At 72.6% G+C, this 12,060-nt stretch carries 9 protein-coding genes; 2 read left to right on the plus strand and 7 right to left on the minus strand.

Going from position 1 to position 12,060, the window contains the following annotated elements; translation table 11 throughout:
• The 4 genes from LADH09A_RS10035 to dapE all read right to left on the minus strand — a co-directional run.
• Positions 1-2,532 (minus strand): ATP-dependent helicase (locus LADH09A_RS10035; protein WP_238644610.1); only part of this gene is annotated, 2,532 nt, incomplete at its 3' end.
• A 228-nt stretch (positions 2,533-2,760) separates the two neighbouring features.
• Positions 2,761-3,306 (minus strand): LOG family protein, encoded by a 546-nt coding sequence (locus LADH09A_RS10045; RefSeq protein WP_238644611.1) that lies wholly within the window; start codon positions 3,304-3,306, stop codon positions 2,761-2,763.
• Positions 3,306-4,169, minus strand: a complete 864-nt coding sequence (locus LADH09A_RS10050) for an LOG family protein (RefSeq protein ID WP_238644612.1) — start codon at positions 4,167-4,169, stop codon at positions 3,306-3,308. Before LADH09A_RS10050 ends, LADH09A_RS10045 begins: the two co-directional genes overlap by 1 nt.
• A gap of 369 nt (positions 4,170-4,538) precedes the next feature.
• Positions 4,539-5,612, minus strand: a complete 1,074-nt coding sequence (gene dapE / locus LADH09A_RS10055; protein WP_088950069.1) for a succinyl-diaminopimelate desuccinylase — start codon at positions 5,610-5,612, stop codon at positions 4,539-4,541.
• Positions 5,613-5,690: 78 nt separating this feature from the next.
• Here dapE and dapD point away from each other — a divergent pair, with 78 nt between their 5' ends.
• Positions 5,691-6,650: a 2,3,4,5-tetrahydropyridine-2,6-dicarboxylate N-succinyltransferase gene (gene dapD, locus LADH09A_RS10060; RefSeq protein ID WP_238644613.1), complete on the plus strand. Its 960-nt coding sequence runs from the start codon at positions 5,691-5,693 to the stop codon at positions 6,648-6,650.
• Positions 6,651-6,701: 51 nt separating this feature from the next.
• On the opposite strand, the gene LADH09A_RS10065 is transcribed toward dapD, so the two are convergent.
• Positions 6,702-9,995, minus strand: a complete 3,294-nt coding sequence (locus LADH09A_RS10065; protein WP_238644614.1) for a S8 family serine peptidase — start codon at positions 9,993-9,995, stop codon at positions 6,702-6,704.
• A gap of 160 nt (positions 9,996-10,155) precedes the next feature.
• Between LADH09A_RS10065 and LADH09A_RS10070 the strand changes: the two genes are divergently transcribed.
• On the plus strand, positions 10,156-10,713 hold the full coding sequence (locus LADH09A_RS10070) for a sugar O-acetyltransferase (protein WP_238644615.1): 558 nt from the start codon (positions 10,156-10,158) through the stop codon (positions 10,711-10,713).
• 39 nt (positions 10,714-10,752) lie between these two features.
• Here LADH09A_RS10070 and LADH09A_RS10075 read toward each other — a convergent pair whose 3' ends face one another.
• Positions 10,753-11,400, minus strand: a complete 648-nt coding sequence (locus LADH09A_RS10075; RefSeq protein WP_238644616.1) for a nucleoside/nucleotide kinase family protein — start codon at positions 11,398-11,400, stop codon at positions 10,753-10,755.
• Positions 11,400-12,050, minus strand: a complete 651-nt coding sequence (locus tag LADH09A_RS10080; RefSeq protein ID WP_238644617.1) for an SIMPL domain-containing protein — start codon at positions 12,048-12,050, stop codon at positions 11,400-11,402. The genes LADH09A_RS10075 and LADH09A_RS10080 overlap by 1 nt, the downstream gene beginning before the upstream one ends.
• Between the last annotated feature and the right edge of the window lie 10 nt (positions 12,051-12,060).

The following is a 12,060-nucleotide window of genomic DNA, read 5'->3' on the forward strand; positions in this document are numbered from 1 at the left end:
CGCGGTCGGGCCGGGCGGCGCCGCGGTCGGGCCGGGCGGCGGCGTGGTCGGGCCGGGCGGCGGGGTGGTCGGGCCCAGCTCGTGCAGGAACCGGCTCGGCTGTTCCTCGTGGTCGTCACCGCCGACGGCGGCCGATGCCACGGCGCTGACCAGCAGTCGGTGCCGGGCCCGGCTGATGGCCACGTGGAAGAGCCGGCGTTCCTCGTCCAGTAACGCCGAGGTCTGACCCACCACGTTCGCCACGGTCCCGCTGCCGGCCGACCGACCCGCCAACACGTCGACGAGGCGCTCCGAGCCGAGCAGGCTGCCGCGCAGTCGCAGGTCCGGCCAGATGCCCTCCTGCACGCCGGCCACCGCGACCAGGTCCCACTCCAGGCCCTTCGCGGCGTGTGCGGTGAGCAGACGAACCGCCGCGCCCCGGTCGGCGGTGGGCGCGATGGTGTCGGCCGGCAGGTCCTGGGCGAGCACGTGATCGAGGAAGACCTCGGTGCGGGCACCGGGCAGTCGGTCGGTGAACCGGGCCGCCGCGTCGAAGAGCACCAGCACGGCGTCCAGGTCGCGGTCGGCCGCCTCGGCCCGCCGCCGCCGGGCCAGGTCCCCCTCGCCGGCCGCCGGCCGCCCCTGGATGATCGCGCCCGCCCAACGCTCGGCGAGACCACTGGCGTCCCAGACCGCCCAGAGCACGTCCTCGGCGGTCGCCCCTGGTTGGGCGGCGGCGTCCCGTGCGGTGGCCAGCAGGCCGGCCACCGCCTGCGCCGGCTCCGCCCAGCGCCGGTCGATGTCGGCCAGCTCCGTCGGATCGCGCAACGCCTCGACGATCAACTCACCGGAGGGGCGACGGTCACCGCCGGCCAGCGCGAGCGCGCGCAGGCCCTGCCGCAGCCGCCGCTCGGCCAGCGGGTCGGCGCCGCCCAGCGGCGAGTGCAGCAGCGCGACCGCCGCCTCCTCGTCCAGGCGCTCGGGTTCGAGCGCGCAGCGCAGCAGGAGCAGCAGCGGCGCGACCGCCGGTTGCAGGTGCAGGGGCAGGTCCTCGCCGTGCACCACGGTGGGTACGCCGGCAGCGTGCAGCGCCCGCCGCAGGGCGGGCAGTTGCAGAGCGGTGGACCGCACCAGCACCGCCATCCGCGACCAGGGCACGCCGTCGAGCAGGTGGGCCGAGCGCAGCGCGTGCGCCAGCCAGGCGGCCTCGCTGGTTGCCGAGCGGAACGTGTGCACCTCGACCACCCCGGGCGGCGCGTCGGGCAGCGGGTGCAGCCGGCGGTGCGCCGCCGGGCCTCGCAGCCGTCGACCCAGCCGGGCGGTCGCCGCGAGCAGACCCGGCCCGGCCCGGTACGACGTGGTCAGCAGCACCTGTGCGGCCGGCGCCCCGGAGGCGGTCCGGAAGCGGTGCGGGAAGGCGGCCACCACGGCCGGGTCGGCGCCCCGGAAGGCGTACGTGGAGGAATCCGGATCGGCGAACGCGACCAGCGACTTGCCTCCGCCCGCGATGACCGAGAGCAGCTCCACCTGGGCGGGGTCGGTGTCCGCCAGCTCGTCCAGGTACACGTGGGTGAGCCGGCGACGCTCGGCGGCCAGCAGCTCCTCGTCGTCGCGCAGCAGCCCGGTGGCCGCCCGCACCAGCTCGGCCGGGTCGTACGCGATGGAGCCCCGGTTGCTGACGTCGCGCAGCGCGAGCACGGCCACGTACTCCCGGAGGAAGCGGGCGGCGGCCGGCCAGTCCTCGCGGCCGAGCTTCTCGCCCAGCCGGGCCAGGTCGACCGGGCCCACGCCCCGCTCGGCCGCGCGCATGAGCAGGTCGCGCAACTGACCGGCGAAGGCCCGGGTACGCAGGGCCGGGCGCAGGTCGGTCGGCCAACCGACCGGGTCGTCCTCGGGTTCCTCACCCACCACGTTCAGCAGCTCGCGGATGATCAGATCCTGCTCCGGACCGGTGAGCAGCCGGGGTGAGGGCTCGCCTCGTTCGGCGGCGGCCCGGCGGAGCAACCCGAAGGCGTACGCCGGGAAGGTGCGCACCAGGGGCTCGCGCAGCACCCGGTGGCCGTGCTGCGCGATCCGCGCCTCGATGCGCTGGCGTAGTGCGGTCGCACCTCGACGGCCGAAGGTCAGCACCAGGATGCGTTCGGGGTCGACCCCCTCGGCCACCCGGGCGGCGACCGCCTCGACGAGGGTGCTGGTCTTGCCGGTGCCCGGGCCGCCGAGCACCAGCATCGGCCCGTCGGTGTGCCCGACCACCTCGGCCTGCACCGGATCGACCCGCCAACCGCTGCCGGCCACCAGCTCACGCCCGACCGCCAGCTCAGAACCGGCCACACCTGGGGCACCACCCACGCCTGCGGCCCCGACCCTGCCTCCGGCTCCGGCGACCAGCTCAGGCCGCGCCCCGCGCTCGGGCCCACCGGTGCGCTCCGGCCCACCGGACTCGCCGGCACCACCCATGGGCGCGCTGCCGGCGGGCACGGAAGCACCGGAAGGCGCTGCCCCGTCCCCCCGCGCCGGCCCCCCGGACCGCCGCACCAACCGGTACGCCTGCATCAGCTCATCCCATCAGACCCATACGACATCCACCCCAACCCACCCAACCAAGCCCAACCCCAACCCCAACCCCAACCCCAACCGCCCAACCCCACCCCATCCACCTCCGTCGATCATGAAGTTAGCGGCGCGACACGCCGACGGCGGTGACGCTAACTTCATGATCACCGAGGTGAGGGCGGGGAGCGCCGGGGGGGGCGGGGACCGGGGTGGGGGTGGGGGTGGGGGTCAGGTTAGGCGGGACTCTAGGGCTTTCAGGGCTTCGGGGACCGTTGTGGTCACGGTCAGGAGGTTGCGGCCGGCGGTCTTGAGGAAGTGCTGGTCGGCCAGGCTGTCGAGCCAGTCCAGCAGGGGGCGGTAGAACCCGTCCGTGTCGATCAGCACCATCGGCTTGGTGTGCAGGGCAAGGGTCGCGGTGGTCCAGACCTCGAACAGCTCGTCCAGGGTGCCCAGCCCGCCGGGCAGGGTGAGGAAGGCGTCCGACTTCTCGATCATCAGCGTCTTGCGGCTGGCCATCGAGTCGGTGACCAGCAGCTCGTCCGAGGCCAGGTCGGCGACCTCCAGGTCGACCAGCGACTGGGGGATGACGCCGACGGTGCGCCCACCGGCAGACCGGGCGCCGTCCGCCAGCGCGCCCATCATGCCGACGCAGCCGCCACCGCTGACCAGCGTGTGCCCGCGCCGGGCCAGCTCCGCGCCGGTCTCGGCGGCCAGGTCCAACCAGCGCTGGTCCAGGGTGCGGGACGAGGCGCAGAAGACGCAGATCGCTGCCATCACTTGTCCCGTGGCTGATCGGCGGCCTGCTCGGCAGCGGCCTGCTGGTCGGCCCCGGTACGGGCGACGGCCTCGTCGCGGACCGCCTCCTGCTCGGCGGAGAGCGCGGCCTCCGCCTCGACGATGTGCCGGACGGCGGCGTTGACGTCGTCGGTGAGACAGATCAGTTCCAGGTCGACCGGGCCGATCTTGCCGTCGGCGGCCATCGTGTCGCGCATCCAGTCGAGCAGCCCCTGCCAGTACGCGACGCCCATCAGCACGACCGGGAACCGGGTCACCTTGCCGGTCTGCACCAGCGTGAGCGACTCGAACAGCTCGTCCATGGTGCCGAAACCACCGGGCAGCACGACGAACGCCTGCGCGTACTTGACGAACATGGTCTTGCGGGCGAAGAAGTAGCGGAAGTCGATGGCCAGGTCGACCCACTCGTTGATGCCCTGCTCGAACGGGAGCTCGATGCCGAGCCCGACGGAGAGCCCGCCGGCCTCGCTGGCACCGCGGTTGGCGGCCTCCATCACCCCCGGCCCACCCCCGGTGATCACCGCGTAGCCGGCCCGGGCGAGCGCGCCACCCAACTGCTCGGCCAGTTGGCACTCCGCGCTGTCCGGTCCGCTGCGGGCGGAGCCGAACACGCTGACCGCCGGCGGCAGGTCGGCGAGGGTGTCGAAACCTTCGACGAACTCGGAGAGGATGCGCAGCGCGCGCCAGGCGTCCTTGGTCTTCCAGTCGCCCCGCCCACGTGAATCCAGCAGCCGCTGGTCGGCGGTGCTGCTCGGAATCGCCCCTCTGCGCAGCGTGACAGCGCCCCGGTGCCGCTCCTGTCCCGGACCGCGACCGGCCTCCCGCCCGTTGTTCTGGCTCATCAGGCAACCGTAGTGGAGCGGCACCGGCCGGGTGTGCGGGGCGGGGACGCCGAGAAATAGTTCGGGATCATGGGCAACTATTCGGCTTCCCCGTACGTCTTACTATTCACATACCGGGTATGCCCGGGCGCGCGCCTTCGGGGGAGGAGACAGCGTGATCAGCAACAACGAGATGATCCGGATCCGTCGCCAGATGCAGCGACGGATCCGAGACGTGGTGGCCGAGCGCCGCCGCACCCGCGATCAGGACCCAACCGCCGTCTCCCCCGCACCACCCGGAGCTGATCAAGAGGTTTGCGTCGCCGACAACGGGCCAGGCTGACGCAAACCTCTTGATCACCGGGGCCCCAGCCCGGGGGCCCGGCCGGGTCAGGCTGGGGCCAGCCAGCGGTGCAGGGTTGCCGCGCCGTCGCGGATCTTGCTGATCTCGACGTGCTCGTCGGGGTGGTGGGCGAGGTTCGGGTCGCCGGGGCCGAAGTTCAGCGCGGGGATGCCCATGGCCGCGAACCGGGCCACGTCCGTCCAGCCCAGCTTGCCGATCGGCGCGGCACCGACCGCCGCCAGGAACTCCTTCGCCGGGGCCGCCTCCAGCCCGGGGGCGGCGCCCGGCGCGGTGTCGGTCACCACCACCTCGAAGCCGGCGAACACCTCCCGCAGGTGCGCCTCCGCCTCGGCCGGGCTGCGGTCCGGCGCGAACCGGTAGTTGACCTCGACCTCACAGTGGTCGGGGACCACGTTGCCGGCGACCCCACCGTTGATCCGTACCGCGTTCATGCCCTCGCGGTAGTCGCAGCCGTCGATGGTGACCCGGCGCGCCTCGTACGTCTGGAGACGCCGCAGCACCTCACCGGCGGCGTGGATGGCGTTCACCCCGTGCCAGGAGCGCGCCGAGTGGGCGCGTACCCCGGTCGTGGTGACCACCGAGCGCATGGTGCCCTGGCAGCCCGCCTCGACGATGCCGTACGTCGGTTCCAGCAGCACCGCGAAGTCCGCCTCCAGCCACTCCGGGAACGCCTGGGCGACGAGGTTGAGCCCGTTGTACCGCGACTCGATCTCCTCGGCCTCGTAGAAGAAGTACGTCACGTCGTAGCGCGGGTTGGGCAGCGTCACCGCCAGGTGCAGCGCGTACGCGGTGCCGGACTTCATGTCGGAGGTGCCGCAGCCGTACATCAGGTCGCCGCGCATGGTCGACGGGAAGTTGTTGTTCAGGGGCACCGTGTCGAGATGCCCGGCCAACACGACACGCTGTGACCGACCCAGGTCGGTGCGCGCCATCACCGTGTTGCCGTGTCGGTGGGTGGTCAGGTGCGGTACGCCCCGCAGCACCTCTTCGACACAGTCGGCGATCGCCTTCTCGTTGAGGGACACGGACTCTATGTCGACCAGAGCGCGGGTCAGCTGCACCGGATCGGCGAGGACCTCGGGGGTCAGCGGGTTCTCCATGGATCGCACGGTACCTTCAGGTCTGTCAGCGCGAGGAGCGAGCCGAGGTCAGCTCGGCCGCGACCGAGAGGTGTAACAGTGACGTCCGCAGATTCGGCCTGGGGCATCGGCCTGGCCACGGTCACCGCCGACGAGCAGGTGCTCGACACCTGGTACCCGACCGGCAAGCTGGGCCTGGGTGAGCTGCCGCTGGTCGCCGGCGAGGACAAGGCGGACGTGCTCGACCTGCCGCCGGCCGCGCTCGGTGACCGGTCGCTGCCCGGTCTGCGTACCGTCCAGGTGGTCACCGTGATCGGCTCGCTGGACGACCCGATCAAGGACGCCTCGGACGCGTACCTCCGGTTGCACCTGCTCTCGCACCGCCTGGTGCGGCCCAACCAGCTCAACCTCGACGGCATCTTCGGCAAGCTGGCCAACGTGGCCTGGACGTCCGCCGGGCCGTGCCCGCCGGAGCGGGTGGACGAGCTGCGGGTGATCGAGCGTGCGGCCGGCCGGCACCTCGCGGTGTACGGGGTGGACAAGTTCCCCCGGATGACCGACTACGTGGTGCCCTCCGGCGTGCGGATCGCCGACGCCGACCGGGTCCGCCTCGGCGCTCACCTGGCCGCCGGCACCACCGTGATGCACGAGGGCTTCGTCAACTTCAACGCCGGCACCGTGGGCACCTCGATGGTGGAGGGGCGCATCGTGCAGGGCGTGCTGGTCGGCGACGGCTCCGACGTCGGCGGCGGCGCCTCGATCATGGGCACGCTCTCCGGTGGCGGCACCGAGAAGGTGAGCATCGGCGAGCGCAGCCTGATCGGCGCGAACGCGGGTGTCGGCATCTCCCTGGGCGACGACTGCGTGGTCGAGGCGGGCTGCTACATCACCGCCGCCTCGAAGATCACCCTGCCGGACGGCCGGGTGGTCAAGGCCCGGGAGTTGTCCGGCGTCGACGGCCTGCTGTTCTGGCGCAACTCGGTGAACGGCGCGTTGGAGGCCCGGCCGCGGACCGGCCGGGGCATCGAGCTGAACGCCGCCCTGCACGCCAACGACTGACGGACCCGCCGGGTCCGCGGCGCTCGGCCGCGGACCCGGACGGGGTACGCCTCAGCGCAACCGGTACGCCTGGATGATCCGTTCGGTCACCGTGTTGCCGGCGGCGTCCCGGGCACTCGCCCGCAGGGACGCGTAGCCGGGCCCGGCGGGATGCCGGACGGTGGCCGTCCAACCGTGCCCGCCGTTGCGCACCTTGGCGGCCTGCCAGGTCTTGCCGCCGTCGTAGGAGACGTCGACGGTCAGCTTGGTCACCCGTGACCCGGCCGCGCCGGGCTGGCGCTGCACCTGCACCGGGATGACCAGGCTCCGACCGGCGGGAGCCGCGTTGTCCACACTCAGCGGCGGTGTGAACCGGATGGCCGACACCGGCAGCTGACGGAAGTCGTCACCGGGGACGTGCCGGGACCGGAACGTCCACGCGGTGCTGACCTCGGTGCTGAGGTCGGTGAAGCTCCGGGTGGCTGACACCTCCAGCCGGTAGCCGGCGTTGCCGGGCGGCACTGTGAACTGCCCGAATCCCGGCTCTGGCGACTCCCCGACCAGCTTGCCGTCGCGGTAGAGGGCGGTCCGGGCGGTGTCGACGACCGATCCGCCGGCGTGCCCGTCGGCGTCGCCGTAGAGGCCGACGTCGACCTGGATGTCGTCACCAAACCGGGTGACGCCCTGACCGGGCCAGCGCGGCGTCGGGAAGGACGGCCCGTACGGCGCACTGTTCCAGCTCTCCCGGGTGTGCCGCCCGGGACGGTACGCCTTCGGTTCGGCGATCAGCACCGCCTTTCCGTCGAGCCATCCGTCGTCGGTGACGACCCCGAACATCAGTTCGGAGGACCACCGCACGTCGTTGGTGTTGTAGTGCTCGACCCGCTGCCCCGGCACGGTGGTGGGCAGGTTGACCGCCCAGCCGCCCAGGTCTGGGTCGAGGTGCGGGAAGACCACCCGGTCCGCCACGAGCCCCGGGTAGCCGCCCCGGAACTGGTGCGTGACGCTCGCCAGGTCCCGGTTGCGGTAGGTCCTGTCGAAGCCCGTCGGCATCCGGCCGGGGATGCTCTCGGCAAGCGCGTACAGGTAGGGGCTCTCCTCCACCTCTGGCTTGATCCACTGACTGCCGATCGTCGCGACGAACCGCTTCCCGGACACCGGCCGGCCGAGTTGGCCGGTGGTCAGCCCGGTGAAGTCGAACGCGAGAAGGCCGAAACCGTAGTAGCCGTCGCCGCTGAGGAAGGCCACCCCGATGTCCACCAGCGCCGGTGCGGCCGAGGGCTCGGGAACGGCCATGCGCACCGGCTTCGCCGTCCGGGCGTCGACGGTCACTGCCGTGTCGCCGTCGACGGCGAGCTCCGGTTGGGCCAGTTGGGCGGCCCGGTCCTCGGCGAAGATGAGGCTGACGAGCCCGTACCGGCCCTTCGGTACCCGGACGTCGACGGTGCCGTCCGGGTCGAACAGGTCGTAGGACGCGAAGGTCTCCAGGTTGACCAGCGCGGTGATGTGGTCGGCGGAGGGGGCGCCGGTGGCGTCGAGATGCCGGACGGTGAGCTGGTAGCTCTCCACTTCCCGGTTGACCGCCACCGGGGTGACGGCGACGGTCGTCCCGGACCGCGCCACGATCCGTCCGGTCCAGTAGCCGTCCGTTCCGAGCCGGGTGTCCGCGGTGACCGTGGTGCCTGCGGCACCACCTGCGGGCACGGTGACCTGGCTGGCCGCCAGGGTGAACAGGCCGGCCGGTGCCGGCTGACCGTCGGGTCCGGTCACCTCGAGGGTCAGGTCCAGGGTGATCGGGTCCGGACCGTCGTTGCGCCAGTCGACCTTGCGGGCGATCGGGGTGTCGTCCTCGTGCGGCCAGGCCGGCTGCCCGAAGGAGACGCTGACCGGGCTGCTGACGACCCGCTGGGTGATCGCCCGGGCCACGTCGACGCGGCCGGCGCCCTGCTGGAAGGCGGTCTGCTCCGGGTGCGGCTTCGCCGAGGCCATCAGGGTGGCCTTGAGCTGGGCTGCCGCCCAGCCGGTGTGCTGCTGGGCGAGCAGCGCCACCGCGCCGGTGACGTGCGGCGCGGCCATCGAGGTGCCGGAGAGCGTGACGTACCCCTCGCCCACCGGCATGCCGAGTTCCGTGCCCTCACCGCGGGCGGCGACGATCTCCACGCCGGGAGCGGTGATGTCCGGCTTCAGTCCGCCGTCGCCGACCCGGGGCCCGCGACTGGAGAAGTCGGCGAGGGCGTCCTCGCGGTCTACCGCGCCCACCGACAGCGCGGACTCGGCCGTGCTCGGCGAGCTGACCGAGCCGTCGGTTCCGTCGTTGCCGGAGGAGATCACGAAGAGCGCGCCGGTCTGCGCGGTCAGCGACTCGACGGCCGCCTCCAGCGGGTCGACATCGGGTGTGTCGTAACCGCCCAGACTCATGTTGATCACGTCGGCCTGCTGGTCGACCGCAGCCCACTGCATACCGGCCAGGATCGCCGAGTCCGAGCAGCCCAGATCCTCACAGACCTTGCCGTTGAGCAGCGTGGCGTCCGGGGCGACGCCCCGGTACTTGCCAGCCGAGGCAGCGCCGCTGCCGGCGATGATCGAGGCGACGTGGGTGCCGTGGCCGACGGTGTCACCGGCATCGGTGGCCTCGCTGAAGTTCTGCGATACCGCGACTCTCCCCGTGAAGTCCGGGTGCTCGGCGTCGATGCCGGTGTCCAGCACGGCGACGCGTACGCCCTTGCCGGTGAAGCCGGCCTGGTGCGCGGCTGGCGCGCCGATCTGCGGCACGCTGTGGTCCAGGGTGACGCGTCGACGTCCGTCGAGCCAGATCCGGTCGGCACCCCCCGCCGTGCCGACCCGGGCGTTCGCGCCGGTGAGCGCTGCCCAGACCGATGCGGCCTGCTTCTTGTCGGCGGTTGCGGCCACCCCACCGATCGCGGGCAGCTGCGCGGTGACGGTCAACCCGGTGGGCGCTGCGGCGCGCCGTTGACTGCCCGCGTCGCCGGCGACCAGCACGGGCAGGCTGTCCCGCCGGGCGTCGTCGTAACCGGCGGCGATCAGCTCGGTCACGTTGAACAGCCGTCGGTCGATCCGGCCGGACCGGACCAGTGGCGCCGCGTCCTGCGGCAGCACGGTGAGCTGACCACGGTCGCGGGTGGTGACGAAGTGCAGATGGCCACGCCCGGGCCCGGGACGGACGGCAGCGGAGCCGGACGCGGTGACGGTGACCCGGTCCCCGGTGAGCAGGGTGACCGTCTTCGTGGTGGCGACGCCGGTCGCGGTACGCGGGGCGGCGTCGGGGGCTGTGGTGGGTGGACTGGCCACGGCGAGCGATGGAGTGCCCAGGACGAGGGCTGCTACCGCGGTGATCGCGGTGGTCATTCTGCTGCGTCGATGCAACGGATCCTCCTCGGTGGAGCGTTGATACCGATGACGAGTACATTGACCGCCGCCAGTATTACATACCGGGTATGCAGGAAAGGGGTCGAAAATATGACGGACCTGCCAACCCCCGGCGGGCTTGGCGGGCATCATCGATCGGATGACCTCCATGAAGGACCGGATGCTCGCCGGCGAGCCGTACATCGCTGACGATCCCGAGATCATCGCCGACCTGGACCGCGCCGCCCGACTGATGGAACGCTTCAACACCAGCGCCGCGGCCGACCCCCAGGCCCGCCTCGCGGCACTACGCGACCTGCTGGGCGAGCTGGGCGAGGGCACCTGGATCCGCCCACCGTTCTACTGCGACTACGGCTGGCAGATCCGCATCGGGCCGCGCAGCTTCGTCAACTACCAGTCCGTCTTCCTCGACGTCGCCCCGATCACCATCGGTGCCGACGTCCAGATCGGACCGAACGTCCAACTGCTGACCCCGACGCATCCGGTGGAACCCGGTCCACGCCGCGACAAGTGGGAGGCCGCCAAACCGATCACCATCGGCGACAACGTCTGGCTCGGCGGCGGCGCGATCGTGCTGGCAGGCGTGACGATCGGCGCGAACACCGTGGTCGGCGCGGGCGCGGTGGTCACCCGGGACCTGCCCGCCAACGTGGTGGCCGTCGGCAACCCCGCCCGGCCGGTCCGCGAACTGGACTGACTACCGTCGACCCCGGCCGGCTCAGGCCGTGCAGGCCGCTCAGACCGCCGACGGCTCGGGGAGGCGGACCACGAGATCGGCCCGGTCAGCCGTGGGTGTGATCAGGGCCGCGTTCGACTCGTCGCTGCCCAACGCCCAGGCCCGCGCCTGCTCCGGCGACCGACCGTACGCCTCGTGCCGGGCGGTCAACCGACGCTGGCGCAGCTCGGCGTCCAGATCCAGGAACCACGCCTCGTGCAGCAGGGGCCGGATCTCCTGCCACGGGTCATCCGGCAGCAGCAGGTAGTTGCCCTCGGTCACCACCAGCCGCACCGACGGCGGCACCTCGATCGCCCCGGCCACCGGCTCCTCCAGGTCCCGCCGGAACTCCGGGGCGTAGACCGAGGTCGGCTCCAGGCGACGTAACCGGCGCAACATCGAGACAAAGCCGTTGGCGTCGAACGTGTCCACCGCGCCCTTGCGTTCGGCGCGGCCCAGCCGGACCAGCTGCGACTGGGCCAGGTGGAAGCCGTCCATCGGCACCAGGCGGGCGGTCGGCCCCACCTCCGCCACGATCAGCTCGGCCAGCGTGGACTTTCCGGCACCCGGCGCGCCGGCGATGCCGAGCAGTTGTCGCGGCCCGGCCTCGGCCAGCACCAACGCCCGTCCCACCAACTCGTCGACGGACCGCACCTGGGCCGGTGGCATCAGTCGAGGACCGGATCGCTGATGGTGAACCGCGCCTGCACCGCCGCCCGCACCGTCTGCGGCTGCGGGTCCAGCTCAAGCTCCGGCGGGCCGCCACCCGCCCCGCCGCCCCGGGCGAGTGCCGCCCGGGCGAACATCGGCCCGTCGGCCGGGCCGGTGTCGGCCAGCTCGATCAGCGCGGTGACCCGGGCGCCGAGCGCCTCCGCGTACTCCCGGGCCCGCAGCAGCGCGTCGCGGATCGCGGCGTGTCGCGCCTCGCGGTGCGTGGGGCTGTCCGGACGAAGCTCCCACCAGGGGCCGCTCACCGAGACCTGGTCCTGGTCGGCCAGCCGGAGCATCAGCTCACCGAGCGCGGTGAAGTCGGTGACCGTGACCGTCGTGGTGACGCTGCCGAGCCATCCCACCACCCGCTCGCCCGAGCGCTTGGTCTGCGGCCGGACCCACAGGTCACCGGTCTCCCGCCGGGCGACCGCCGGCTCGGAACCGTCCAACAGCACCCGAACGGCGGCGGCCCGCTCGGCGAGCTGGGTCAACGTCGCCTCCCGATCCCGACCACGGGCCGTCACCGTGACCGCGAACCGGGCCAGCTCGGGCGGCACCTCCCGGGTCACCTCGCCGCGCACCTGCACCACCGGGCCGTCCATCGCCATGCCTGTCAGC

Source organism: Micromonospora cabrerizensis (assembly GCF_022230955.1).
Lineage (GTDB): Bacteria > Actinomycetota > Actinomycetes > Mycobacteriales > Micromonosporaceae > Micromonospora > Micromonospora cabrerizensis.

What these genes read in the sequence shown, in the direction of transcription:
- LADH09A_RS10065 (WP_238644614.1), bottom strand. Translation starts at nt 9,995, where the DNA reads ATGACCACCGCGATCACCGCGGTAGCAGCCCTCGTCCTGGGCACTCCA.
- LADH09A_RS10070 (WP_238644615.1), top strand. Translation starts at nt 10,156, where the DNA reads ATGACCTCCATGAAGGACCGGATGCTCGCCGGCGAGCCGTACATCGCT.
- LADH09A_RS10045 (WP_238644611.1), bottom strand. Translation starts at nt 3,306, where the DNA reads ATGGCAGCGATCTGCGTCTTCTGCGCCTCGTCCCGCACCCTGGACCAG.
- LADH09A_RS10080 (WP_238644617.1), bottom strand. Translation starts at nt 12,050, where the DNA reads ATGGCGATGGACGGCCCGGTGGTGCAGGTGCGCGGCGAGGTGACCCGG.
- LADH09A_RS10050 (WP_238644612.1), bottom strand. Translation starts at nt 4,169, where the DNA reads ATGAGCCAGAACAACGGGCGGGAGGCCGGTCGCGGTCCGGGACAGGAG.
- LADH09A_RS10075 (WP_238644616.1), bottom strand. Translation starts at nt 11,400, where the DNA reads ATGCCACCGGCCCAGGTGCGGTCCGTCGACGAGTTGGTGGGACGGGCG.
- dapE (WP_088950069.1), bottom strand. Translation starts at nt 5,612, where the DNA reads ATGGAGAACCCGCTGACCCCCGAGGTCCTCGCCGATCCGGTGCAGCTG.